Source organism: Maribacter sp. HS (assembly GCF_048059195.1).
Lineage (GTDB): Bacteria > Bacteroidota > Bacteroidia > Flavobacteriales > Flavobacteriaceae > Maribacter > Maribacter dokdonensis.
The window spans coordinates 275,919-300,622 of the sequence record NZ_JAYLVV010000009.1; the positions used below are offsets into that span (position 1 = coordinate 275,919).

At 37.1% G+C, this 24,704-nt stretch carries 24 protein-coding genes; 9 read left to right on the forward strand and 15 right to left on the reverse strand.

The window, feature by feature from the left end:
- Positions 1-8: 8 nt before the first annotated feature.
- The 4 genes from VBZ51_RS17410 to VBZ51_RS17425 are packed head-to-tail and all read left to right on the forward strand — an operon-like array spanning position 9 to position 6,189.
- Positions 9-908: a DUF58 domain-containing protein gene (locus tag VBZ51_RS17410; protein ID WP_416577762.1), complete on the forward strand. Its 900-nt coding sequence runs from the start codon at positions 9-11 to the stop codon at positions 906-908.
- 1 nt (position 909) lies between these two features.
- Positions 910-2,205, forward strand: coding sequence for a BatA domain-containing protein (locus VBZ51_RS17415; RefSeq protein ID WP_416577763.1), 1,296 nt, complete (start codon positions 910-912; stop codon positions 2,203-2,205).
- Positions 2,205-4,442: a tryptophan-rich sensory protein gene (locus VBZ51_RS17420; RefSeq protein WP_416577764.1), complete on the forward strand. Its 2,238-nt coding sequence runs from the start codon at positions 2,205-2,207 to the stop codon at positions 4,440-4,442. The genes VBZ51_RS17415 and VBZ51_RS17420 overlap by 1 nt, the downstream gene beginning before the upstream one ends.
- A complete protein-coding gene (locus VBZ51_RS17425) occupies positions 4,435-6,189 on the forward strand; it encodes a hypothetical protein (protein WP_416577765.1) in 1,755 nt (584 codons plus the stop codon). Before VBZ51_RS17420 ends, VBZ51_RS17425 begins: the two co-directional genes overlap by 8 nt.
- 7 nt (positions 6,190-6,196) lie before the next feature.
- On the opposite strand, the gene VBZ51_RS17430 is transcribed toward VBZ51_RS17425, so the two are convergent.
- The 5 genes from VBZ51_RS17430 to VBZ51_RS17450 form a co-directional block, all read right to left on the reverse strand.
- On the reverse strand, positions 6,197-6,610 hold the full coding sequence (locus VBZ51_RS17430) for a DUF6691 family protein (RefSeq protein WP_416577766.1): 414 nt from the start codon (positions 6,608-6,610) through the stop codon (positions 6,197-6,199).
- A 1-nt stretch (position 6,611) separates the two neighbouring features.
- The gene (locus VBZ51_RS17435) at positions 6,612-7,172 is read right to left on the reverse strand and encodes a YeeE/YedE family protein (RefSeq protein ID WP_416577767.1); all 561 of its coding nucleotides are present in this window, start codon (positions 7,170-7,172) and stop codon (positions 6,612-6,614) included.
- 66 nt (positions 7,173-7,238) lie between these two features.
- Entirely contained in the window at positions 7,239-8,258 is a 1,020-nt protein-coding gene (locus tag VBZ51_RS17440) for a cytochrome d ubiquinol oxidase subunit II (protein WP_416577768.1), read from the reverse strand.
- The gene (locus VBZ51_RS17445) at positions 8,255-9,568 is read right to left on the reverse strand and encodes a cytochrome ubiquinol oxidase subunit I (protein WP_074674353.1); all 1,314 of its coding nucleotides are present in this window, start codon (positions 9,566-9,568) and stop codon (positions 8,255-8,257) included. The genes VBZ51_RS17440 and VBZ51_RS17445 overlap by 4 nt, the downstream gene beginning before the upstream one ends.
- 112 nt (positions 9,569-9,680) lie before the next feature.
- A complete protein-coding gene (locus VBZ51_RS17450; RefSeq protein ID WP_058105561.1) occupies positions 9,681-10,208 on the reverse strand; it encodes a DsrE family protein in 528 nt (175 codons plus the stop codon).
- Positions 10,209-10,387: 179 nt separating this feature from the next.
- Here VBZ51_RS17450 and VBZ51_RS17455 point away from each other — a divergent pair, with 179 nt between their 5' ends.
- Both VBZ51_RS17455 and VBZ51_RS17460 read left to right on the forward strand, forming a co-directional pair.
- Positions 10,388-11,422, forward strand: coding sequence for a c-type cytochrome (locus tag VBZ51_RS17455; RefSeq protein ID WP_416577769.1), 1,035 nt, complete (start codon positions 10,388-10,390; stop codon positions 11,420-11,422).
- Between the two features lie 4 nt (positions 11,423-11,426).
- A complete protein-coding gene (locus tag VBZ51_RS17460) occupies positions 11,427-12,764 on the forward strand; it encodes an OprD family outer membrane porin (protein WP_416577770.1) in 1,338 nt (445 codons plus the stop codon).
- A 42-nt stretch (positions 12,765-12,806) separates the two neighbouring features.
- Here the strand turns inward: VBZ51_RS17460 and VBZ51_RS17465 are convergent, their stop codons facing one another.
- On the reverse strand, positions 12,807-13,097 hold the full coding sequence (locus tag VBZ51_RS17465) for a DUF2892 domain-containing protein (protein ID WP_416577771.1): 291 nt from the start codon (positions 13,095-13,097) through the stop codon (positions 12,807-12,809).
- A gap of 153 nt (positions 13,098-13,250) precedes the next feature.
- On the opposite strand from VBZ51_RS17465, the gene VBZ51_RS17470 reads away from it, so the two are divergent.
- On the forward strand, positions 13,251-14,147 hold the full coding sequence (locus VBZ51_RS17470; protein WP_416577772.1) for a sterol desaturase family protein: 897 nt from the start codon (positions 13,251-13,253) through the stop codon (positions 14,145-14,147).
- Positions 14,148-14,160: 13 nt separating this feature from the next.
- On the opposite strand, the gene VBZ51_RS17475 is transcribed toward VBZ51_RS17470, so the two are convergent.
- The 4 genes from VBZ51_RS17475 to VBZ51_RS17490 all read right to left on the reverse strand — a co-directional run bounded on the left by VBZ51_RS17475 (position 14,161) and on the right by VBZ51_RS17490 (position 17,552).
- Entirely contained in the window at positions 14,161-15,570 is a 1,410-nt protein-coding gene (locus VBZ51_RS17475) for an MBL fold metallo-hydrolase (protein WP_416577773.1), read from the reverse strand.
- Positions 15,571-15,652: 82 nt separating this feature from the next.
- On the reverse strand, positions 15,653-16,453 hold the full coding sequence (locus tag VBZ51_RS17480) for a sulfite exporter TauE/SafE family protein (protein ID WP_416577774.1): 801 nt from the start codon (positions 16,451-16,453) through the stop codon (positions 15,653-15,655).
- Positions 16,454-16,522: 69 nt separating this feature from the next.
- Positions 16,523-17,155 (reverse strand): Crp/Fnr family transcriptional regulator, encoded by a 633-nt coding sequence (locus VBZ51_RS17485; RefSeq protein WP_071339754.1) that lies wholly within the window; start codon positions 17,153-17,155, stop codon positions 16,523-16,525.
- Between the two features lie 7 nt (positions 17,156-17,162).
- Complete coding sequence (locus VBZ51_RS17490) at positions 17,163-17,552, reverse strand: DUF983 domain-containing protein (RefSeq protein ID WP_074674346.1); 390 nt, start codon at positions 17,550-17,552, stop codon at positions 17,163-17,165.
- A gap of 185 nt (positions 17,553-17,737) precedes the next feature.
- Here VBZ51_RS17490 and hemN point away from each other — a divergent pair, with 185 nt between their 5' ends.
- Both hemN and VBZ51_RS17500 read left to right on the forward strand, forming a co-directional pair.
- Positions 17,738-19,099 (forward strand): oxygen-independent coproporphyrinogen III oxidase, encoded by a 1,362-nt coding sequence (hemN, locus tag VBZ51_RS17495; RefSeq protein ID WP_071339753.1) that lies wholly within the window; start codon positions 17,738-17,740, stop codon positions 19,097-19,099.
- A 37-nt stretch (positions 19,100-19,136) separates the two neighbouring features.
- Positions 19,137-19,958, forward strand: coding sequence for a universal stress protein (locus VBZ51_RS17500; RefSeq protein WP_416577775.1), 822 nt, complete (start codon positions 19,137-19,139; stop codon positions 19,956-19,958).
- Between the two features lie 83 nt (positions 19,959-20,041).
- Here the strand turns inward: VBZ51_RS17500 and VBZ51_RS17505 are convergent, their stop codons facing one another.
- The 5 genes from VBZ51_RS17505 to ccoG form a co-directional block, all read right to left on the reverse strand.
- Positions 20,042-21,496, reverse strand: coding sequence for a vanadium-dependent haloperoxidase (locus VBZ51_RS17505; protein WP_416577776.1), 1,455 nt, complete (start codon positions 21,494-21,496; stop codon positions 20,042-20,044).
- Between the two features lie 66 nt (positions 21,497-21,562).
- Complete coding sequence (locus VBZ51_RS17510) at positions 21,563-22,054, reverse strand: GTP-binding protein (protein WP_416577777.1); 492 nt, start codon at positions 22,052-22,054, stop codon at positions 21,563-21,565.
- Positions 22,055-22,081: 27 nt separating this feature from the next.
- Positions 22,082-22,786 (reverse strand): sulfite exporter TauE/SafE family protein, encoded by a 705-nt coding sequence (locus VBZ51_RS17515; RefSeq protein WP_058105573.1) that lies wholly within the window; start codon positions 22,784-22,786, stop codon positions 22,082-22,084.
- 3 nt (positions 22,787-22,789) lie between these two features.
- Positions 22,790-23,236, reverse strand: a complete 447-nt coding sequence (locus VBZ51_RS17520) for a FixH family protein (protein WP_416577778.1) — start codon at positions 23,234-23,236, stop codon at positions 22,790-22,792.
- 10 nt (positions 23,237-23,246) lie between these two features.
- Entirely contained in the window at positions 23,247-24,665 is a 1,419-nt protein-coding gene (gene ccoG / locus VBZ51_RS17525) for a cytochrome c oxidase accessory protein CcoG (protein WP_074674340.1), read from the reverse strand.
- Positions 24,666-24,704 lie beyond the last annotated feature (39 nt).

The following is a 24,704-nucleotide window of genomic DNA, read 5'->3' on the forward strand; positions in this document are numbered from 1 at the left end:
TCGAGTTTATGGCAAAACAGGACTATCAAGATTTACTAAAACCAGAAGTCATCAATACGGTTGAGGGACTCTCCTTAATATCGCGCATTGTGGTAGAGGGCTTTACGGCGGGTTTAAATAGAAGTGCCAGTGTGGGTCCTGGAATGGAATTTAGTCAGTACAGAGGTTACGAACCCGGTGATGATTTACGGCTGTTGGATTGGAAAATGTTGGCACGCTCGGGCAGGTATTATATTAAACAATCGGAAATTGAGAGTCAGGTAACCATTAAGTTTATTGTAGATACCAGTGCATCTATGTTGCACAAAGAAACCGAATTGTCAAAGGTAGACTTTGTTCGCTTGTTGGTGGCTACCTTAGCGTATTTGGCGCATAAGCAAGGTGATGCGGTGGGCTTATTCGCGTTAAATGAAAAAGATGCAATTAGCATATATCCTAAAGCGGATAAAAAACATTACAACAGGTTGCTGTTAGAATTGATTAAACTCTCAAACACTGGCAAGTGGCCGGCAGCCCATATTTCAAACAAGCGCATACCGAACAGAGGAGGGAAGGAGCTGATTTTCTTCTTGACCGATATGTATGAAACCGGTGAAGAGATTTCAAAATTTATAAAGGGACTAAAATCTGCCAAGAACGAGGTGGTGGTATTGCAAATTATGGGTGCTGCGGAAATGGATTTCAATTACGGTGCTAACATCACTTTTGAGGATTGGGAAACAGGGGCAAGAATAAAGGTAGATACGCAGCAGGCAAAAACCGAGTATTTAAATGCCCTTGAAAACAGATTGAAAAGTATAAAAGAAGAATTGCTTTCTAACGGAATAGACCATCATGTATTTAGAATGGATGCACCTTTGGGCGAAGCGCTTCAGTTATTTTTAAAACAACGAAAAAGAATCGGTTAGTATGTCATTTGCACATCCTTCATATCTATGGGCTTTATTGGGACTTCTGGTTCCCATAGCCATCCATTTATGGAGTAAAAAGGAAGCAAAGACCATAAAAATTGGTAGTGTACAGTGGTTATCAGAATCAAAATCAAAACAATCTAGCAGTATTCAATTGAATGAATGTTGGTTATTGGTATTACGCATGGGCATCATTTCGCTATTAGTATTGTTGATGGCAAAACCACAATGGCATTCAAAAGTGAGTACTACATCCCTGACTTACATCATTGAACCAGAGCTGGTACAGCATACTGATTTTATGTCTCGCTTCAATGAAATAACCGATGATCAAGAAATTAGACTGTTGAAGAAAGGCTTGCCGTTAAAGGAAAAAGAACAAGACATAACTACGCAGCATTTCTTACCTGATTATTGGGCTTTGGCATCTGAAATGGATGCCCTGCAGACCGATAGTATTGTTGTCTTTACCAAGGGTTTTGCAAAGGGATTAAAAGGAGCCAGACCAGAAACCAAGCATAAGATGCATTGGGTAGTCATTGATTCCGCATTAGCGAAGGAGGCACCTTTATTAGCCTATAAAAAGAAGAACGGTTTACAATTGTTTACCGCTAAAAGTACGCCCGTCGCCACCCAAGTCAGCAAAAAAAATATCAACTTAGGCGATGAATTTACACTTAACGATAATGGCGATAGCTTAGTAATTGCAGGAAAGAATCCGGTAGAGAAAGTTCCTGTGTATGTTCAGAACCCCATTAAAATAGCACTTTTTTATACTGATAGTTTACAGAAGGACAAATCGTATATGGAAGCAGCCTTAAAGGCGCTTTCCATTTATTTGGATAGGGAGATTCAGGTAGAATCTAGCTTAGATATTGAAGTAGTATCGAACAAAGAAGCAGATGCCATCATCTGGCTTAGTGCAAAACCTTCTCCTAAAACGACAAAAAAGTTATTAGCCTTCAAAGAGGATGCGCTATCGCAATCAATGGTAATTCCCGGCGTAGAGAAGCATTGTTTCTATTTGACCAAACGCATAAACTCAGAGAATGCGGTTACGGAGGGATTAACCGAGCAATTGTTGCAAATGCTGGATATCAATGGTGAAGTTGAAAAATTTGTAGCTGAGGTGGATCATCGTTCGGTAACTGCGGCTGAATTGGAAACCACAGTTAATGATACTAAGAAAAACGAAAGGCAATTGGCAAGTCAGAATGTGAATCCGTACTTATGGTTAATCCTCTTAGTATTGTTATTGGTAGAACGCTTTGTAGCATATAAACGCAAACAGTGATGGAGCAGGGCAAACTACACTTGGTGAAATTTCAAAAGCGATGGCAGTTGTTGTCATACGCCGAGGCTGTTCTGTATGCCTTGGGAATTGCCGTGCTATGCTATTTTATTACTGAGAATGTTTGGTTTGGCATGGCGTCATTTATTATAGGCGTGTTACTTTTTGTCTTCATAAAAAAACCTTGGAAGCATAATTTGAACGCTACAAGTTCCTATGTAGATGCCCACGTCTCAGAAGCATCATTCAGCACGGGGCTGCTGTTACAACCAGAAGACAGCTTATCCAATTTAGCCAGATTACAACGCTATAAGGTTTCGGAAGAACTCACCAAAAGATTGGGAGATATAAGTCCGCCAAACGCCCTGAAACAAGCATTTTTAGTCATGCTAGGTTGTATATTACTTGGCTTTGTATTGCACAAATTGGCTATATTTCGCGGGGTAGTAGACGAGCTGAACAATCCAAAAAATACCGAGCAAATTCAGTTCGTGGCAACGGATAGTGTACAAGTTAAAAGCAGTATTCCGGCAATTGAAAAGCAGGAAATACGGGTTATTTATCCATCGTACACAAGATTGGGGAGTAAAACTACAGCAGATCCAAATATAAAGGCAGTTACCGGAGCTAAAATTCAATGGAAGTTACAATTTGATGCTGCAGTGGTAGCACCGGTATTAGATGTGATGGGCGAGTTAAAGCCTATGCAAAAATCAGAAACAGGTTATCAAGTGCAATTGCCTTTAACAGCATCAGGTTTTTATAGTTTCAAATTTCAAAATGAAGAAGGAACAGAGTTTACATCCGATTTATTTTCGTTGGAGGCTGTAGCGGATAATCCGCCAGAAATAGAGATTTTAGGATTGGAGCAATACACCTATTTTAATTTTTCCGATAAAAAATTGGTAGAACTGCAAAGTACCATTACAGATGATTTTGGAATTGATGAAAGCTATATTATTGCAACGGTAAGTAAAGGAACGGGAGAGTCTGTAAAGTTTAGGGAAGAAAAATTGAATTTTAAGGAAGCCATTTCAAAAGGGACCAAATCTTTACGAGCCACCAAAACACTAGATCTGAATGCCTTGAAAATGGAAGTAGGCGACGAGCTTTATTTTTATATAGAAGCCTTTGATGAAAAACAGCCGAAGCGTAATGTGGCACGAAGCGAAACGTATTTTGCAGTAATCAAAGATACCGTAGGAGAGCAATTTGGTGTAGAAGGAACTTTAGGCGTAGACCAAATGCCCGATTATTTTAGAAGTCAGCGACAATTGATTATTGACACCGAGAAATTAATAAAGGATAAACCCAGCATTTCAATTCAAGAATTTAAATCGAGAAGTAATGAATTGGGGTTTGACCAAAAAGCGTTGCGCCTTAAATACGGACAGTTTATGGGCGATGAATCTGAGATAGAAGAAGCACCTGCCGTGATCGAAAGTCATGAAGAAGGTGAAGACCATGATCATGCTGAAGATCAAGAAAATATACTAAAAGAATTTATGCATGACCATGATGGTGATAACGAGCATAACTTGGTAGAACAGCATGGGCACGAACATGAAGAAACAAGCGAAGAACCAGAAGACCCTTTACATGATTACCTTCATAATCATGATGATCCAGAAGAATCTACCTTGTTTGAAGAATCGTTAAAAACCAAATTAAGAAAGGCATTAAGTATCATGTGGGATGCCGAATTACATTTGCGATTGTACGAGCCAGAAAAGTCGTTGCCATTTCAATACGAGGCTTTAAAATATATTCAAGAAATTAAAAACAGTGCCCGTATTTATGTGCATCGCATAGGGTTTGATCCACCACCGATTAAGGAGGAAAATAGGCTTACCGGAAAAATAAAGGACATTAAAAATTATAGTAAAAACGAAACTACTAGTGCAGACCAACCTTTTGAAGCCATTATAAACGCAGTTAGCCGATTGGAACAGTTGGTACATGGCGAACAGGAGTTTAAAGAGGATGATACTATACTTTTTACCGCTGCAGGCAACAAACTGGCACAATTGGCAATAGAAAACCCGAGTAAATATTTGCAGGTACTGCAAGGGCTAAAAAGTATAGAGAACAACACAGGAAGAACCATTGAAAATTACCGATTCGTTCAAAAAGGATTGTTACTGGCTTTGCCAAGTACACCGCAGGTGCCCGGATCTGAAAAAGTGTACACAGACGAAATCAATTCACTATTTCTAAAACAATTGGAAGTTTATGATTGATGGAATTTCGTTTGTACAGAAAGAATTGCTACTACCTATTATTTCAGGTGGTGTATTGGTATTTGCTGCGTTTATTTTTAAGGAATGGCAAACACGAAACAAGGGCAGGTTTACTTTAAATGCTATAGTTGCATTTATAACGCTGCTCGCCTTAATTTTAATTATTTTAGAACCTAGCAAAGAAGTAGAAGTACAGCACAAGCAAGGACTACTTTTAACCGAAGGCTACCGAACGGCACAACAAGATAGTTTAGAGGCTATTTATGAGGGGATTCAGGTATTGGAATATAATCACAAGCAATCGGTTCGTAGGGCTTTAGATTCGCTCACAAGTCTGGTTGTTATTGGCGATGGGGTAGCACCCTACGATTTTTATAAGTTTGATAGTATACCCACAAGTTATTTAGCTAACGAAATTCTATCAGGAATTACCAAGGTAAAATTTAATGATCATCTTGTTTTAGGGGATGAGTTAAAGCTAAACGGAACTTATGCTAAATCGAAGTCAGGTTCCATTTTGGTATTGCAAGATTCACGCGGTAATGGGTTGGATTCTATTACTTTAGAAGATAAGAGTTTGCATAATTTCTCTTTAAAAACAATACCAAAAGTTAGTGGTGATTTTATTTTTCAGTTATCCGAAAAAGATAGTGTGGGTAAGATGTTAGCATCGAATCCGCTTCCAATTACAATTCGTAAAAAAGAACCTATTCGTGTGTTGATCGTAAACACTTTTCCAACATTTGAAACAAAATACCTCAAGAATTTTCTAGCGGATGAAGGGTATGAAGTTACGGTTCGTAGTCAGTTGACAAAAGGCAAGTATAAGTTCGAGTATTTTAATACGAAAGCATCGCCAATTTATCAATTTACCGAGGGAAGCTTAAGTAAGTTCAATGTGGTTATTACAGATACCGAAACCTATTTCAATTTCGGAAAAACGGTAAAAAATCGCTTTGAACATAGCATACGTGAAAATGGATTAGGCTATTTTATTCAACCAACGGAACTACTGTTTAAACTTGGTAAAGCAATGCCTTATTTTAGTTTTAAAAGCGATGGCATAAATGAGGTACAATTGCCCAATAATACCATCAACCTAGAAAAATATCCTTTTACATTTAATGAAACATTTACTGTGAATGCTATAGATTCAAATGAACTTGGAAAATTATCGTATTACAAGCAATTGGGTTTGGGTAGAGTTGCAACCACAACATTGTTAAATAGTTATCAATTATTGTTGCAGGGAAAGGATCACCCCTATAAGAGCATTTGGACTCAGATTTTAGATAAGATTGTTCAACGAAAAGAAAAGGCGGTAGCATGGCAATCGCAAACGGAATTGCCAAAAGTGGGCGAGCCATATTCTTTTGTATTACGTACCGGTTTGGAAGATTTTCAGGTATTGAATACTGAAGAAAAACGTATTCCATTGCTACAAGACGGAAATGCGTCTTTTAAATATTCGGCAACTATCTATCCGAAGAAAACAGGGTGGAATACTTTGAAAGTAGAAGGCGACAGTACCACTCAATTTTCCTATTACGTTTACGATGCCGATGATTGGAAATCTTTAAGTGCCTCGAATACAAGAGCTGCTAATACTAAAAAGTTTGGTAAAGAAATAAAGGAAAATAGGACAGTTATGGTGAACCGTCCTATATCGCTACTATTACTTTATATATTGTTTCTATTGGGAATTGGATGGTTATGGTTGTCTCCAAAATTATCATCCCAAAGTTAAATCAGTTTTAATGTGGTAGTTTGTCCTTTAGCAAACCGTAAACGAATGTGCCTAGAATAGCACTTGCAATTACGATTAAGATAGAAAAGTAACCAGCGCCTACCAAAACATACATAGGACCAGGGCAAGCACCTGCCAACGCCCATCCTAAACCAAAAATGATTCCACCGATCAAATAATTGGTCACACCTTTTCTTTTGGGGTGCAAGTTCATTTCTTTTCCTCCAATGGCTTTGATGTTATTTCTTTTAATAATCTGAACGCCAATTACCCCTAAAACAAGGGCTGAGCCAATAATGCCATACATATGGAAGGAGCCAAATTGAAACATTTCATAAATACGAAACCACGAAGCAGCTTCAGATTTATACATGATGATGCCGAAAAATATACCTATGGTCAAATAACTTAAATACTTCATGCTAACTAAAAATTAGTGGGAATAAAAGGTGAATCATAACCAAGCCGCCAATAAAAAAACCAATGACGGCAATTAAAGAAGGCAACTGTAAATTACTTAGTCCGGATATAGCGTGACCACTGGTACAACCACCCGCATAACGAGCACCAAACCCAACCATGAATCCGCCTAAAATTAGCACGGCAAGTACAAATGGATCAGTTAAGTTTTCAGAGGCAAAAAGCTCCGTAGGTAAATAAGCTTCACCCGCGCTTTCAATTCCGTAATCCATTGAAAGTTGTTGTGCAACTTCAGGATTTATTTTTACCGTATTGTTGGACATAAATTGAGAAGCGATAAATCCGCCAATAACAGCACCAAGAACAACAATTAGATTCCATCGTTGTGCTTTCCAATCGAACTTAAAGAAATCGGAATATTTTGCGGCACCACCAATAGAACACATGGTTCTAAGGTTAGAAGACATGCCAAATTGTTTGCCTATGTACAGTAGTACAAACATGGTTAAGGCAATTAAAGGTCCGACCACATACCATGGCCAAGGATCGTAAATAAAATTCATAGTCATATTTTGAAACGCAAAGAAATGGAATTTAAAACACTTGCTTGGTAACCAATGTTACACAAGTTAGCGCTCTAAGAGTTTGATCAATTTAAAAGATTTTAGTAAATGGAAAAGACCTGGAATAATTAAGACACCGCCTACAAGTAAAGAAATGCCCAAAACGTTCATAACACTATCAGGAACAGGTTGTTCATAAATGCTAATGCTACCTGTGGTGGTGAAAAGTATGTTAGGAAAATGCGTAATGGTAGCCGCAAATAGAATAAAGAATATTTGAATGCCTGCCAATGCCCTAGAGATGATTCTTCTACCGGATTTAATACTTTTCCATAGCGGAAACAATAAAATGCCGGAAACTACAATGGCAGAGATAGACCAGATGTTACTAATGAAATCTACAACAAAAGCGATACCTGACAAATACCCATATGCCAATGTTATAAAACCCAAAGAAACTACTACTATAGTTGCTATAGAGGCTTTTCTCATGTACATGGATTTACTGGTGTCATCTACCTCACCAATTAAAAATACCGATGCCAAGAAAGCACAAAGGGCTGCATAAAAGAATCCTGTTAAAATAGAAAAAACATTGAACCAAGAGTGTACATAAACTTCAAAAAAACTATGGTTTTCCATCTGTGATGGATTAATAATGTCTCCACTGACCACGCCGCCCATGGTAAGGCCTAAGAATATTGGGGTAACTAGACTAGAGGTTTTAAACATCCAATCATATAAAATTTGTGAACTGTCTTTATAGGCATCATAATATCGAAATACAAAGGCCACACCTCTAAGGGTTATACCCAGTAACACCAGGGTCAATGGAATATGTAGTGCGAGCACTAAAATGTTGTAGTAATGGGGGAAGGCAATCCATAGAATCACGATTAAAATAATAATCCAAATATGGTTGGCCTCCCAAACCGGACCCATTACTTGGTAGACGGTCTTCTTATTGATAGCTTGGTTTTCTTTAGAGGAGAACAACTCAATGATCCCCGCGCCAAAATCTGCTCCTGCCAGTAAAACGTAGAGCAATAAAGAAATGGCAAGAAAGGCTAGTACAACGTAGATCATGCTTCATTGGTTTTAACACTGTTCAAGAATTTAATTTGCCTTGCCATTAACCATGTTACCGCAATGGTCAATATGGTATATACAGCTATATAAGTGTACAAACTAAATACAATACCTGGCATTGGGGTAACGGCATCTTTGGTTTTCATAATGTTGTGTATGATCCAAGGTTGCCTACCAACTTCGGTAACGATCCAACCAGCTTCAAGGGCAACAAAGCCCAATGGAGCTAAAAGAGCAAACAACAACCAGAATTTTGGCATATTGAACCAAGATTTCTTTTTGTACTTGGCTACAAAAAATAGCATTCCCGCTATCATTAAAAGTGTGCCTAGTCCCACCATGGTCTGAAAAGCATAATGGACCATGGCAACATTAGGTTGCTCATCTTTAGGGAAATCATTTAATCCTTTTACTTCGGCATTAAAATCACCAAAAGCAAGAAAGGATAGGGCATTGGGAATTTCCAGCTTGTACTTGACCTCTTGAGTTTCGTTATCCACAATTCCGCCAATATAGAGTGGAGCTCCTTTTTTGGTTTCGTAATGCGCTTCCATGGCAGCCAATTTAACGGGTTGCCTTTCTGCAATATCCTTGGCAGAAAGATCTCCGCTCAAGGGCTGTAGAATAGCAGCTATGGCGGCAAATGTTATGGCTATTTTAAATGCTTTCTTATGAAGCTCAACATTACGTTTTTTATAAACTTGGTAAGCATGAATACCTGCTACGGCAAATCCTGTAGCCGTAAAAGCGGCTAAGGTCATATGCAAAGCTTGGGTAAACCATGCAGGATTAAATAGTGCTTTTACCGGATCTATATTTAAGAATTCGCCATTAATGTAATCAAAACCGGAAGGTGCATTCATCCAACCATTGGCGGAAACTACTAAAATACCGGACATTACTCCAGATATACCTACGATGATACCGGTGAACCAGTGAAAAGTTTCAGGAATTTTTTTCCATCCGTAAAGGTAAAATCCTAAAGCAACGGCCTCCACAAAAAATGCTGCACCCTCTAATGAAAATGGCATGCCAATAATAGGACCTGCATGTTTCATGAATTCAGGCCACAAGAGACCTAGTTCAAAGGAAAGTGCAGTACCGGATACGGCACCTGTAACAAAGAAAATGGCAACACCTTTTTGCCATGATTTTGTGAGCGTAAGGTAAATGGGATTGCGTGTATTCAACCATTTTTTGTGGGATACCACCATAAAAAATGGCATAACCATACCAATGCAGGCGAACACAATATGGAAAATAAGGGTAAACGCCATTTGTAGTCTTGCAGCATCTATATTTTCCATAATCCACCTATTTTAAATATGGATATAAAGATACGAAACGGTGTGTTTTTCTTACGTTACAAAGGTTACCTAAATCAAAAGAAAAGTGTTAAAAATCCATATGGTTCGCTGGTTATGGCATTAAGATATAACCATCTAATTGATAATTGGCCAGCACCATCATTGCAGAAAGACCAAGTTGTGTATTTGGGTTAAGATCTTCGGCTCCAATACCTCTAGAAGCTGTTGCTTGAGCGCAAACATAGAATTGTACTCCGTAGTCTTTCAGTAGCTGTATAACCTCTGCATTAGGGTTTTCTTTCTCATATTTAGCTTTGTATTTTTCGTCGTTCAAAGCCGTGAATGTTGCACCACCATGTATGGCAGCAACAATATTTATATTGTCAGCGGAAACACCACCTGAGCCTAACATGTTTATTAAACGGGCAATTTTAAAATAACCAATATTGGTACCATGCATTTCACGGTCATCCTTAAGGTCAAAAACGATATTATATTTTTTAGAAGCATCGGGTTGAACTGCTACGTCTTTGAATTCTTTAATTTTTCCGTAACCGTTTATAATCGGGGTCGTCCATTCCTGAGCGGTAGTAAGTTGTATGGCCATAATTGTTATTAATAAAAGAAGCGCTTTTTTCATGTGTTTCGGTATTTATAATGATTGTAAAACTGGTTTGAATCTAGAAGTACTAATTTCTACATTTTTGAATAGTAATGAAAGTAAGTTAATGTATTTAACGCAAGTGTAACTAGGGTTACTGTCATTATGGTGCAATAATTATAGATTCGTTATTTAAATTAGCGTTAGATTACATTTATATGGGTGAATTACGAATTTTGGCGAAACAACTTTTTAGGTTGTTTACAATTGTGTTTGTATTAATAGGTCTAATTTTTATTTGGCTTTTTACCTATGAACCCAATACTTCCGCTGGATTTTCAAATGAAGGTGGAAAGGAAGAAGAAGTTGTTTGGCAACCTAAAAATCCCATTTCTGAAATAGAAAACATGCCTTTTGAAGTCAAAAAGGGATATTACCTAATATCGGAGACTTCAAGGTATATGGGGCCTGGGGCAGCAAAAACCGAAGATAGGTATAGCGGTAACAACTTGGCATGTTCCAATTGCCACTTACAAAAAGGAGCCCAGGCAGGTTCAGGTTCTTGGGTGGGAATTTTAGAACGTTTTCCGCAATTTGGTGGTAGGGGCAATAAAATTGGGACTATAGAAGACCGCATTAATGGTTGTATGGAACGCAGTATGAACGGTAGAATGCTTCCGCCGGATTCAGATAAACTTGTGGCCATTGTTGCCTATATGAATTGGTTGAGCGAAGGCTTACCTGAAGATATAAAGGGGGAGTTTAAAGGGTATCCAAAAATTAAGATTCCAAATGAAAAGGTAGATTTAGCAAAAGGTAAGCAAGTGTATACCAAAGAGTGTGTTATTTGCCATGGTGAAAATGGAGCAGGGGTTTTAAGTCTAGAGGATAACAATAGTTATACGTACCCACCATTGTGGGGAGAAGATAGTTTTAATGATGGAGCGGGTATGCACAGGGTAATTACGTCGGCGGAATTTATAAAGAGTAACATGCCCTATTTACAAGCCACTTGGGATAATCCTAAGCTAACCGATGAAGAAGCATACCATGTGGCGGGCTATATTAACAGCTTTAGCAGACCACATAAACTAAATACCGAAAACGATTATCCCGATAAAAAGCTAAAACCGGTATCTACACCCTACGGTCCTTGGGTAGATGATTTTACGCCCGAGCAGCATAAATATGGACCGTTTCCACCTATAATGGACTTCTACAAGGAGAAATACGGAATCACTAAAACAAAGTAACCCCATGCGATTTGTATATCTGTTCATTATTTGTTTGCCTATATTTTCTATTGCACAGGATTCTGTAGCGGTAAAGAAAAAAGGAACCCTTTCAGGGCAATGGCGTACGTATTATATGATGACATCAAATAAGGGGGAGTTAAAAGACTTTAATGCTTTGGCAACCGGAGGTAAACTAAAGTATCAGTATAATTTATTGGAAAATTTAGAAATAGGTGCGGCATTGTATAATTCTACGAATTTAGGGTTACAAGATTTAACCATACCAGATGTAACAACCGGAAGAATTAGTAGATACGAAGAAGGATTGTTTGATAGGTTGGATTTAGAAAACGATGCAGTTTTTTTATTGGGAGAACTGTATGCGAAATATAAATTAAATAAGCACACCTTTACATTTGGTAGAATGAAGATCAATACTCCTTTGATTAATCCCGAAGATGGCAGAATGATACCTACTTTGGTACAAGGCTTTTGGTATTGGTTTAATGCGGAAAAGGCAAAGTTTCAATTGGGCGTTTTAAATGAAATAGCACCGCGGTCAACCGGAGAGTTTTATGGTATTGGGGAAAGTATTGGTACTTATCCCGTAGGTAGAAATATGTATGGCAATGCATCGGCATATGCTGATAATACTGAATCGGACTATGTGTTAATGGCAAATGCGGAATTTAAGCTGTCAAAAGAATTTAGTGTAAATATTTGGAACCAATATGTGGATAACGTCTTTAATGCTGTCTATATAAAACCTAAATTAAAAGTATCTAAAACTATTAGTTTAGAAGGGGAGTGGTTGCATCAAAATAAGGTAGGTGATGGTGGTAATAGTATAGATTCTCTCAGGTATTACAATCAAAATTCATCGGACATAGTAGGATTAAAAATTGGGTATAAAAGTAAAGTAGGCTTATTATCATTAGGATATGATAGAATATTGCCGAACGGTCAATTTTTATCACCTAGAGAATGGGGTAGAGAAGACTTGTTCAGTTTTCAGAAAAGAGAACGTAGCGAAGGCTCAGCTGATAATCATGCGTTAGTGTTCAATTACATCAATTCCTCTAATATAATTGATGAAGAATTAAATCTAAAAACTATTTTAAGTATTGGTAGACATTGGAAGGGTAGCGTAACCGATGCTACTTTGAACAAATACGCATTACCAGATTACACCCATATTAATTTAGACGTTTTCTTTACTATTAAAAAGTTAAAACATTTACGACCAGAACTATTGATCACTTCTAAAATTGCAAATGGAAATATTCCGAACAACCCAAACCTATATTTCAATAAGGTTGATATGTTTCATTTAGATATAATTTTCAATTACAATTTTTAAACTATCCAACGGTATGGTAGTTAATGGTAAATATAATTAGCCCTACTTTCTCATTTTACAAGTATTTATGCCTAACAATGAATATAGCGGGCAAAAGCTAATAAAAGTAGTTAAGATTAAAACACCGGCCACTGCTGCCATTATATAGCCTAAAGTACCGGTAACAGTATCAGTATAGAAAGTAGTCAACAACGCTACTGCGATAAAAAGTCTGATGAAACGGTCTGTGCTTCCCATATTTTTTTTCATAATATTAGTTTTAATGGTTTTTGATGTATTGTTATATGTAATGTTGTCGTAAGTTTTTAGACCTATACCAAAGGCAATGGTCATTCTAATTAGCTACTAGCCAAAGTAGTATTAATTGAGCACCTTTGGTATGATATTCGTCATGTCAAAATTGACCAAAAACAAAGAATTGTATTGTAACTTTGGTTACAGCACCATTAATATGAATAAGGTATTTTTGCAAAAAGTTAGAGGACAATGGAAGCATATGTAGAGGCCTTTTTAAATGCGATTACCGGAACGTTAAGTTGGACATGGAAATCTATCATTTTTAACGTACCATGGTATCTAAACTATTTTTGGGGATTGATTTTGATTTCCCTTATCGTATGGATATTGGAAATTGTTTTTCCATGGAGAAAAACTCAAGGTGTTTTTAGAAAGGACTTTTGGTTAGATGGCTTTTATATGTTTTTCAACTTCTTTTTGTTTGCCATTGCCATAAGTGGAATTTACAAGATACTGGGGGTTTTCTTTGAAGATATAGGTATTAAAGCCAATAGTTTAGCACTTATAGATATCTCTAACTGGCCTATGTGGGGGCAGTTATTACTGTTTTTTATCGTATTGGATTTTGTACAGTGGTTTACCCATGTTTTACTTCATAAATATGCATTTTTATGGAATTTTCACCAAGTGCACCATAGTGTAAAGGAAATGGGCTTTGCGGCTCATTTGCGCTATCATTGGATGGAGAATATATTCTATAAACCTTTAAAGACATTTGGGGTTATGATTCTTGGCGGTTTTGAACCGGAACAAGCTTATATTGTTCATTTTGCCGCTATAGCCATAGGTCATTTTAATCACTCTAATATTAAGATTACTTGGGGACCTTTAAAATATGTTTTAAACAACCCAGTAATGCATTTATACCATCATGCTTATGAACTTCCTCCAGGAACATATGGTGTAAATTTTGGAATTAGTTTAAGTCTTTGGGATTATATATTTAAAACCAATTACATACCCGAAGATAGTGGGAATGTAAGACTAGGTTATCCGGGAGATGACGATTTGCCCAAGAGCTTTTTTGGGCAACTGGTACACGGTTTTGCACCCAAAAAGAAAAGTCGGCCTACTAAGACCGACTAACTTTTTACTCAAATTATAATGTAGTTGGGCAAACAAATTCCGTTACGGGAACACCAGCTTCTTTTATTGCCGCAAATCCACCTTTGACATCAATTAGGTTATGTATACCTCTACTTTTTAAGATAGACGATGCTATCATGCTTCTATAGCCACCTGCACAATGTAGGTAGAACAATTTATTGTCTGGAAACTTAGTTAAATGGTCATTAATGTAATCTAGCGGCGTATTAACAGCATCTATGATGTGTTCAGATAAAAATTCAGATTCTTTTCTTACATCAAAAACTGGGGGTTTCTCTGTCTCAATTGCTTTTTTAAGTCCGTCTGTATTAACCTGACTTACGGTGTCATACTCCATTGATGCATTTTTCCAAGCATCAAAACCTCCATCTAGGTATCCTAAGGTACCATCAAAGCCAACTCTAGATAATCTGGTGACCGCTTCTTTTTCCATACCTACAGGAGCAACTAATAAAATGGGTTGTTCTACATCGGCAATCAGGGCGCCCACCCAAGGTGCAAAACTTCCGTTCAATCCAATGAATATGGATCGTGGAACATGTCCTTTGGCAAAATCATCTTGATGGCGTACATCTAAAACAATGGCACCGGTTTCATTGGCTGCCGCTTCAAAAGCAGCTGGTGATAAAGCTCTTGTACCACGTTCCAAAACTTTTTTAACGTCCTCATAACCTTCTTTGTTCATTTTAACGTTCAATGGAAAATATTGCGGTGGAGGTAACAATCCGTCGATTACCTCATCAATAAACTCTTCCTTGGTCATATCTGCGCGCAAAGCATAGTTCATTTTTTTCTGGTTGCCTAGCGTGTCTACCGTTTCTTTCATCATGTTTTTTCCGCACGCAGAACCGGCTCCATGGGCAGGATATACAATTACGTCATCTGCCAGTGGCATTATTTTTTCTCTTAAACTGTCATACAAAAAACCTGCAAGATCACGCTCTGTGATTTCTCCCATTTTCTGTGCTAAATCTGGTCTGCCTACATCACCCAAAAACAAGGTGTCACCACTAAAAATGGCATGGTCTTTACCTTGTTCATCTTTTAGTAAATATGTTGTACTTTCCATTGTATGCCCAGGTGTGTATAGTGCAATAATGGTAACATTGCCTAATGTGAACGATTCATTATCCTTGGCTATATGGGCATCAAACGACGGATTGGCCTGTGGACCATATATAATTTTTGCGCCGGTTTCTTTAGCTAACGTTACATGACCACTCACAAAATCTGCATGAAAATGCGTCTCAAAAATATATTTGATCTTGGCATTATTGGAATTTGCCTTTTTAATGTAAGGTTGTACCTCCCGTAACGGGTCAATTATAGCCACTTCACCATTACTTTCAATGTAATAGGCGCCTTGTGCAAGACAGCCTGTATATATTTGTTCTACTTTCATTGTACTATATATTTTGATTAATACCACAAAATTATCTTATGTAATGCAGGTGTACAGTGACATTGGTCACATAAGAAAAATTTTACCTAAAGAATTCCATGTAGAATATAAAAGCGGCCATTACTAATATGAAATAGCCAAAACCTTTCTTTAGTTTGTTACCGTCAATGAAATTGCTAAGGTAGCTACCTATGAAAATGCCTATCAATGAAAGAAAGGTGAAAAGCGCTAAAAATTGCCAATCGATAAGCATAGTCATTGCATCACCTAATAAGAAACCCAATAAAGATTTTATAGCGATGATGATCAATGAAGTACCTACGGCAACCTTCATTTCAACGTTTGCTAAAATGACCAATGCCGGTATAATTAAGAATCCGCCTCCTGCGCCAATAAGTCCCGTAATACTGCCTACCAATAGACCTTCCAACAAAATTAGAGGGTAGTTATAGGTAACCGTTCCGGTATTCTCAATACATTTTTCTTTTTTTAGCATTGAGTAAGCTGCTGGGATCATTAAAATAGCAAATAGCCCAAACATGGCCATTCTACGAGTAAATTGAAAACTATCTATTTCGAATAAAATGTTAGGCAATGCCGGTACAACATAATGTCTTACCAAGGTTACACCTATAATGGCCGGAAAACCAAAAACGATAGCGGTACGCCAATCTACGTAACCTTTTAAATGTTGTTTATAACCGCCTACCAGTGCGCTTGCACCAACTATAAAGAGAGAATAGGCAGTTGCAGCTTTTTCATTAATTGAAAAAAGATAGGCTAAAACGGGCACGGCAAGAATGGAGCCTCCCCCGCCAATAAGACCTAAAGATATACCAATAATTAGGGCGCTGATATACCCTAGAATATGCAATACTTCCATGTAATTTATTTAGTATCACAAAAGTAGAGCGGTGTAGAAACCTTTGCAGTAACAAAGGTTACAGAGGTATTATAAATCTAAAATTTTTAAATAGTTACGGTGTAGTTTTATTTTTCCCATTTCTTCCAATTTTTTTAGAAGTCTAGAAATTACGACCCTTGAACTATGTAGGTCATATGCAATTTCTTGATGGGTACTATGAATAATATCATCTTTTGTTACTCTGGCTTTTTCCTTTAAATAACCAATTAAACGTTCATCCATTTTTTGGAACGCAATATTATCCAAGGTATTTAAAAGCTCATTTAATCTCTCATGGTAACTATTGAATACAAAATTGCGCCAAGATTTATATTTGGTGGTCCATTCTTCCATTTTTTGTATAGGCACCATGATCAGTTTGGTATCCGTTTCGGCTATGGCCCTAATTTCACTTTTGTTATCTCCCATGCAGCAAGCCATGGTCATGGAACAGGTATCACCTTTTTCCAGATAGTATAGCAGTAGTTCATCGCCATCTTCATCTTCTCTTAAAATCTTAATAACACCAGAAATTAGTAAAGGCATACCCCTTACAAAGTCGCCGATCTCCATGAGTTTGAAACCTTCCGGCACTTCTTTGAACGTACCTACTTGAACTATTTCATTAATAAGCTCATTTTCGAATGTTTTACCATATGCTGCGGTCAAGTCTTGGATCATGTTCGTGTTAATTGATATTCTTAGCTATTTTCTTATCATAGGTAAAAAACATGTTTGCCCATATGGATTTTGAAACCGCCGCGATCCATGGCATTGTCAGTATTAAGACAACTACAATGCTTATGAATAGGCTTACCAATGAAAGTTGTAAATTAAAAATCAAGGACAAAACATATGTTGCAACGGCAACGGCAATACCAACGGCATACGAAACATACATAGATCCGGTATAGAAACTGGGTTCTATGCTGTATTTTAACTTACACTTAGGGCAATGGTCTTTTACCTTGTTGAAATTACTTAATTTATAGGGATTAGCTTCAAAGAATTCCCCTTTATGGCATCTAGGGCATTTTAAAAAGAGGATACTGTACAATTTAGAGCCTTTTAAAAACATAGAAGTACTTTATATATCAAAACTATGATAACTGAATATGCTATACGGTAACATTGGTTACATAGCATGTTTTAAACTGTTTTAATGTTCATGAAAAGTTAGGGGTATTACTTTTCTATTGAACTGATATAAATCATATTTTTTGGTTTTTATGACGTGTATGTTTGTTATTAAATAAGATAAATATGTGCTCGCTTGTTCAAAAGTATAATGTACCAGGACCCAGGTATACAAGTTACCCTACCGTACCTTTTTGGGATGTAAATACCTTCTCAGGTAAGAAATGGGAAGAAACGGTGAAAAAAAGTTTTCATGCCAGTAATTCTATGACCGGTATCAGTCTCTATATTCATTTACCGTTTTGCGAAAACATGTGCACGTTCTGCGGATGTCATAAGCGAATTACCAAAAGGCATGATGTAGAATTACCTTATATAAAATCGATCTTAAAAGAATGGAGTTTGTATAGGGCAATGTTCGATGAAAAACCAGTTGTAAAAGAATTGCATTTGGGTGGTGGTACACCTACTTTTTTTAGTCCAGAACATTTAGTGTTTTTAATTGAGGGTATTTTAAGACACGCCGATAAAGCCTCTGATGCCGAATTTAGTTTTGAGGGGCATCCTAACAACACCACTAAAGAACATTTACAAGCATTATATGATGTAGGGTTCAGAAGAGTAAGTTTTGGAGTACAGGATTACAATGAAACCGTTCAAAAAGCAATACACAGAATTCAACCTTTTGATAATGTAAAAAATGTTACTGATTGGGCTAGTGAAATAGGATATACATCAATAAGTCATGATATCATTTTTGGGTTACCGCATCAAAAACTTGAACATGTGATAAATACTATTGAAAAGACCAAGGAGCTTAAACCGGACCGTATTGCTTTTTATAGTTATGCACATGTGCCCTGGTTGGCAGGTAATGGGCAAAGAGGCTATAATGAAGAAGATTTACCGGCTGGTGATGAAAAGCGAAAACAATATGAACTTGGCAAAGAACTCTTGTTAAAATTTGGCTATCACGAAATTGGAATGGACCATTTTGCGCTCGAGACCGATAGTTTACATCAAGCTATGGAGAAGGGAAGTCTACATAGAAATTTTATGGGCTATACAAGTTTTAATACCCATTTAATGGTAGGCTTAGGAGCTTCTAGTATAAGTGATAGCTGGTTTGGTTTTGCACAGAACGTGAAAAATGTAGAGGAATATCAAAATCTGGTGGAAAATGATATTATACCGTTATATAGAGGACATATTTTAACGGATGAAGATCAAATAATTAGAAGGCATATCTTAAATTTAATGTGCCAGTTTAAAACAACTTGGACAGCCTTTAAACTATATCTACCGCAAATGGATGACATTCTAGATCGACTTAAAGAATTGGAAGAAGATGGAATTGTAACCGTTAAGGAAAATAGTTTAACCATTACAGAAAAGGGTAGACCATTTGTGCGAAATGTGTGTATGGCATTTGATTTGCCTTTACAAAAGAAAAAGCCAAATACTCGGTTGTTTTCAATGACCGTTTAAGTATATCGCCGTCAGTTTAATTACTAAATATAAAATCATGAAAAAAATTATAGTACTTACAGATTTTTCAGAACCTTCGGAAAACGCTTTAAAAGCTGCTGCGGATCTGGCTAAAAAGCATGATGTGGAACTTTTTGTGGTGCATATGTTAGAACTTAACCAAGCCATATTGACCTCACCGGATGGTATGTATATAGAACAGACCGTCTTTTTAGTAAAACTGGCAGAGAAAAACTTGGAAGAGTTTCTACAAAAACCATATTTAGACGGTATAAAAGTGACACCGGTCATTAAACATTATAAAGTTTACAGTGAGTTGGATGCTATTGCAGAAGAACACAATGCAGATTTAATAGTAATGGGCTCTAATGGTTCTAGTGGGTTTGAAGAAATATTCATTGGTTCAAATGCCGAAAAGGTAGTTAGAAATGCTACTGTACCGGTATTGGTCGTAAAAGGTGAAGTAAATGGCCTAAGCATTGATAGATTTGTATTTGCCTGTGATTTCAATGACGATAACTTACCGGCTTTTCAAAAAGCCAGAGAGTTTGCAGATATGATCAATGCTAAAATGGAAGTAGTGTTCATAAATACGCCTAATGATGCCTTTATGAGCAATAGGGATGCATATCAAAAAATAAATAAGTTTCTTACGAAAGCGAATGCCGCCGTTCAGGTTGAAATCTACAATGATTATAGTGTAGAGCAAGGAATCTTAAATTATGGTAATACCATTTTAGCAGATGCCATTGCAATGCCTACCCATGGTAGAAAAGGAATTTCACATCTGTTTAATGGCAGTATAGGGGAAGATGTTGTCAACCATGCAAGAATACCCGTGATTACCTTTAAAATATAGCAGCTAACCAAAGCCTATACACAAAATCAACCCCAAGGAAATTTATCCTTGGGGTTGTTTATTTATATACGTTAGATGATGGTTTAGTTTCCTAAGTGCTCATTGTAAAATTTCCAAGCTTGCTGTGCAACATCTCTCCCTAACTTTAACCCTGCAACATTATCCGCTTGTATATGATAACCGCCCATAACCCTAGATATGCCTGCCATATTTGCAGCTTCGGTAAATGTAGGAAAGGTAATGGTCACGGGCTTTCCATAATACGCCGTATCTATTTCGGTTAAGCTGCCGGGAATTAGTTCCACAGACTCTCCAAAATAATCGTTACCGGTAAATAAACGTAACACTTCTGCGCAACCACCGCTAATGGTACTATGACCGGAAGTATAACTTGGAAATGGTGGACAAAGAAAAATATCTGGGGAATAAGGCCTCCATTCCTGTCCGTTCATTTCAATTATTCCATTACCTGGTCCGCCCCAGGCTTTTATTTTTTTATCCTTATAGTATTCATGTACTAGGGCATAAGGTCTTGCGTAATCATAGAACATTTTTGAATCCCAAGAAGCAATAAAAGCATCCATCGCCGTAATTTCCGTTAAGAAATACATTTTTACATCTTGGTCTAATGTATGATTGTCTCGGCGAGAAACGTCTTGTGCAAATTTAAGCCAGTGTCCTGCCTGTTGCACAGATTGGGGACCGTCTCGCATAAATTCCACCAGAGCTTTGTCCTCATCAGAAAGGTTGGCTTGTAAGTCGACCACTTCTTTTACTTCTTCTTTTAATTGCTCTGAACCAACCATTGGTGGTGGTCCCGGTCTAAATTGATCGGCAGATGACATAGTGATCGGTTTAACCTTTTGCCAGTATGGTGTAAGACATCCTGGGGCATATTGACCACCGTTACCATCGGAGAAATATTTTGGTTGCCAACGATTGATATCGGTACTTTCATCTGCGGTATTTACTGGGCTATAATGAGTATAGTCAAAATAAGCTTCTCCGTTAGAGCCTTTCACTTCGCCATATTGGTTGCTGCCATCATTTTTTCTTGCATCTATTACTGTTTTGGCAGATAAATTACCAATACCCTCAGGCGTTGTTGGGTCTGTAGAGGTATTGTCAGGATCTAAACCTAATTCAACCATGAATTCCCTGAACATTTTGGTATCGGAATAGTAATATTCTTTCATAGCACCAAAAGCAGCGTAGCTTATTGCTATTTCTTTGTTTTTAAGGGTCTGTTCGGTTAAAGGCCTTCTATCAATATTGGTCAAGTAAACAGGAATGGCATTTTCATCATATCTAGACCAGGCATCAAAGATAGAAGTAAAGATCAAACCCAAGTAGCGAGATGTAATGGTAGGTCTGGGTTTAAATTTCTCTGTGTCCGATGCGGTGGCATCCAAAGCCATTTTCCCCCATTTATAGGCAATATTGTCAACACCCTTTGGTTCTTCAGGTTTTTCTTGTGCGAAATTAATGGTAGCGGATATGACGATAAATGCTACCGATAAGAGTAACTTATAATTCATGCTTGTAGTGGTTGGTTGTTTTTTTTGGTGTTTTAAATATAATAATGAGTTTTCAACCATTAAAATTTAAGCTGTAAGAACATTCTGCATATAATCAAATAATAGCTGCATTTGAGGTTGTCCTTTCTTTTTACCGCGTCTACCTGCAAAATAGAGAACAAACCACAGCGCAATAAGTACTATCATGATGATGATTTGAATATGATATTCTTTATATAAAGATGCACTGGAATATGCCCATATTGCTACAATGATAAACAGGGTTGCAATGACAAAGTGAACAAACATAAAGAAGGTCCATAGGGTAGGGTTAGGTCCAAAAATGCCATATAATTTACAACTGCCATCATCCTTATCCTCAAATTCTAAGTGTAGTTGTGGCGACCAAAAATGATTTTGCCTTTCATTGAGTTTGATAAAAATATGTTCGCCCAATCTCTTGACAAGAAAAGGAGGTTTGGCGGCATGTTCAAATTTAGATATTATAAATTCCTTAGGTTTGGTCACTTGCATTTGAAACCTTGGGCGAAGCACTATTTCGTTCGGTAGCGGTTTCATAAGATTCAATTTATTTGGTTATCGTCATTAGTTATGACATTCTATAGCACTAGATACCAATTGGGTAACTGGAGCAGGGGATACATAAGGAATACCCAAGCCAAGACCTCTAAGAATAAAAAGCGCACCAATAATAATTACAAATACGGGAATGGCTTTTTGCACTTTTTGTCTAATGCCTCCTTTTAATAAGTTGCTAAAATAAATGGCAGCCGTCATTAGGGGTAAAGTACCAACGCCAAAAAGCATCATATATAAACTGCCCTGCAAAGCATCACCCATAGCAATAGAACCAAAAAGAGCCATATATACTAAACCACAAGGTAAAAAACCATTTAGAAAACCAATGGTTAAAAATGTATCGGGCGATTTCTTTTTAAGCTCTTTTCCCAGTTGATTTTTAACTTTTGATATGACTTTGTAAATAGGTTTGGACAAGTTGTACTTGTTGAAAGTCTGATACGGAATCAAAACGATCAGGATCATTATAATACCAATAGCAATAGAAAGTTTCTGTTGTATACCAAAGATGGAAAGCCCTTTACCCAATAATCCGAATACAAGACCTATAATGCCGTAAGCCAATAAACGACCAAAATGATAGATAAATATTTGTCCGAATTTTTTATAATTATTTGTTCTATCTACAGGAAGCATAAAGGCAATGGGTCCGCACATACCTACGCAGTGCAAACTTCCCATAAGACCTAGTATTAGGGCAGATAATAACATGGTTTATAAGGTTATACTTTCTTTATGTAAAAATTCTTTACCGGCATATTCCCAGAAAATTTTTATATCCCAACGACCTTCCAACAATTGATTGTCCGGTATGAGCAATTGTGAATTGGATAAACTAATGGGCAAATTAAAATCCAAATTCTTGTTGGAAGGTCTATAAAGGGATACGATACCATTGATATTGGTATCATTAAATCCATCGGGAAAAATAACGAGTAAACCCTCTGGAGATTTTTTGAGTCTTATTTGTGACGACGCTGCACGTGCATTGGTCTCCGCATCTATTTCTTTTTGATAGCCAAGCTCTGCTTTATAATATTCTTCTGTCACGAGATCATGGTTGGCATCATGACTTGTGGTCATTTTAACCACAAAAAACATAATAAAACTAATGAAAGCCATAATAGCTATTACAATACCGGTACCCCAATTAATTTTCATGATGCTATATTTATTTATAACTACGTGGTGCTAAAAAACGAGCCGTAGTAGTCTCAATTAATTTATCGTTACTATACACTCCAATTTTAAGGTTGTTCTTATCGCCGCTTAGCGCAGATGCATTGATTTCTATGAACAAAGTACCTTCAGCCAGGGCTTCTGGTTCAACATCAAAATTCTCATGTCTAACCAGTTTAATTTCTCCTTTGGGTGAGATGAGTTCAAAATGAACATTTTCAACCGCCTTTGTAGTTTTGTTCAACAATTTATAGGTGTAAACATTGCTAATGATGTTTCCTTCCTTATGTTCATATAGCTGCCCAGGTAACCTTAGAATATTTGCTTCAAGGTCATTTCTTAAAAACATCATACCAATAAGAACACCTGTTAAAATCACTAGAACAGCGGTATATCCTTTTAAGCGAGGCGTAAATTTGAACTTTTCCTTTTTGGTAATCTCATCTTCACTGGCATAACGTATTAATCCCTTGGGCAGGTTTACCTTTTCCATGATCGTATCGCACTCGTCAATACATGCTGTACAGTTTACGCATTCTAACTGTGTTCCGTTTCTAATATCTATACCAGTTGGGCAAACATTCACACATTGAAAACAATCTATACAATCCCCATGACCCAAAGCTGCTCTGTCTTCATTTTTACGCCATTTTTTTCTGCCGTTTTCAGCTTCGCCACGTTTATGGTCATAGGCAACGACAATAGATTTATTATCTAATAACACTCCTTGCATACGACCATATGGACAGGCAATGATACAAACCTGTTCCCTAAACCATGCGAATACAAAATAGAATACCGCGGTGAAAATCAATAATGATACCATGGTACTAATGTGCTGTGCAGGTCCGTCGGTAATGTATTGTATCAAGCGATCACTACCTATTAGGTAAGCAAGAAATACATTGGCTATAATGAATGATATAATAAAAAAGATGAACCATTTTAAGGCACGTTTTCTGATTTTTTCAGCATTCCATTCTTGTCGGTCCAATCGCATTTGAGCACCACGATCACCATCTATCCAATATTCAATTCTACGGAACACCATTTCCATGAATATGGTCTGTGGGCACATCCATCCGCAGAAAATGCGTCCAAAAGCAACGGTAAATAGAGCTATGAAAACTACACCAATGATCATGGAGATGACAAAAAGGTGAAAGTCTTGCGGATAAAACGGAAATCCAAAGATGTTGAATCGTCTTTCCAGCACATTGAACATTAAAAATTGGTTGCCGTTTATTTTGATAAAAGGAGACGCGATCAAAAAGGTAAGTAATACGTAGCTTACATACTTTCTATATGTATAAAGTTTGCCACTGGGTTTTTTTGGAAATACCCAAGCCCGTTTTCCATCTTCCTTTATGGTTCCGATAGAATCCCTGAAATGATCTTGATCTTGTGACATTTTATCTTTTTAACAGCATGTACAAGGCATTTCCCTTGC

Coding starts and splice junctions, on each gene's coding strand:
- VBZ51_RS17410 (WP_416577762.1), top strand. CDS start 9: ATGGCAAAACAGGACTATCAAGATTTACTAAAACCAGAAGTCATCAAT.
- VBZ51_RS17415 (WP_416577763.1), top strand. CDS start 910: ATGTCATTTGCACATCCTTCATATCTATGGGCTTTATTGGGACTTCTG.
- VBZ51_RS17420 (WP_416577764.1), top strand. CDS start 2,205: ATGGAGCAGGGCAAACTACACTTGGTGAAATTTCAAAAGCGATGGCAG.
- VBZ51_RS17425 (WP_416577765.1), top strand. CDS start 4,435: ATGATTGATGGAATTTCGTTTGTACAGAAAGAATTGCTACTACCTATT.
- VBZ51_RS17430 (WP_416577766.1), bottom strand. CDS start 6,610: ATGAAGTATTTAAGTTATTTGACCATAGGTATATTTTTCGGCATCATC.
- VBZ51_RS17435 (WP_416577767.1), bottom strand. CDS start 7,172: ATGAATTTTATTTACGATCCTTGGCCATGGTATGTGGTCGGACCTTTA.
- VBZ51_RS17440 (WP_416577768.1), bottom strand. CDS start 8,258: ATGATCTACGTTGTACTAGCCTTTCTTGCCATTTCTTTATTGCTCTAC.
- VBZ51_RS17445 (WP_074674353.1), bottom strand. CDS start 9,568: ATGGAAAATATAGATGCTGCAAGACTACAAATGGCGTTTACCCTTATT.
- VBZ51_RS17450 (WP_058105561.1), bottom strand. CDS start 10,208: ATGAAAAAAGCGCTTCTTTTATTAATAACAATTATGGCCATACAACTT.
- VBZ51_RS17455 (WP_416577769.1), top strand. CDS start 10,388: ATGGGTGAATTACGAATTTTGGCGAAACAACTTTTTAGGTTGTTTACA.
- VBZ51_RS17460 (WP_416577770.1), top strand. CDS start 11,427: ATGCGATTTGTATATCTGTTCATTATTTGTTTGCCTATATTTTCTATT.
- VBZ51_RS17465 (WP_416577771.1), bottom strand. CDS start 13,097: ATGACCATTGCCTTTGGTATAGGTCTAAAAACTTACGACAACATTACA.
- VBZ51_RS17470 (WP_416577772.1), top strand. CDS start 13,251: ATGGAAGCATATGTAGAGGCCTTTTTAAATGCGATTACCGGAACGTTA.
- VBZ51_RS17475 (WP_416577773.1), bottom strand. CDS start 15,570: ATGAAAGTAGAACAAATATATACAGGCTGTCTTGCACAAGGCGCCTAT.
- VBZ51_RS17480 (WP_416577774.1), bottom strand. CDS start 16,453: ATGGAAGTATTGCATATTCTAGGGTATATCAGCGCCCTAATTATTGGT.
- VBZ51_RS17485 (WP_071339754.1), bottom strand. CDS start 17,155: ATGATCCAAGACTTGACCGCAGCATATGGTAAAACATTCGAAAATGAG.
- VBZ51_RS17490 (WP_074674346.1), bottom strand. CDS start 17,552: ATGTTTTTAAAAGGCTCTAAATTGTACAGTATCCTCTTTTTAAAATGC.
- hemN (WP_071339753.1), top strand. CDS start 17,738: ATGTGCTCGCTTGTTCAAAAGTATAATGTACCAGGACCCAGGTATACA.
- VBZ51_RS17500 (WP_416577775.1), top strand. CDS start 19,137: ATGAAAAAAATTATAGTACTTACAGATTTTTCAGAACCTTCGGAAAAC.
- VBZ51_RS17505 (WP_416577776.1), bottom strand. CDS start 21,496: ATGAATTATAAGTTACTCTTATCGGTAGCATTTATCGTCATATCCGCT.
- VBZ51_RS17510 (WP_416577777.1), bottom strand. CDS start 22,054: ATGAAACCGCTACCGAACGAAATAGTGCTTCGCCCAAGGTTTCAAATG.
- VBZ51_RS17515 (WP_058105573.1), bottom strand. CDS start 22,786: ATGTTATTATCTGCCCTAATACTAGGTCTTATGGGAAGTTTGCACTGC.
- VBZ51_RS17520 (WP_416577778.1), bottom strand. CDS start 23,236: ATGAAAATTAATTGGGGTACCGGTATTGTAATAGCTATTATGGCTTTC.
- ccoG (WP_074674340.1), bottom strand. CDS start 24,665: ATGTCACAAGATCAAGATCATTTCAGGGATTCTATCGGAACCATAAAG.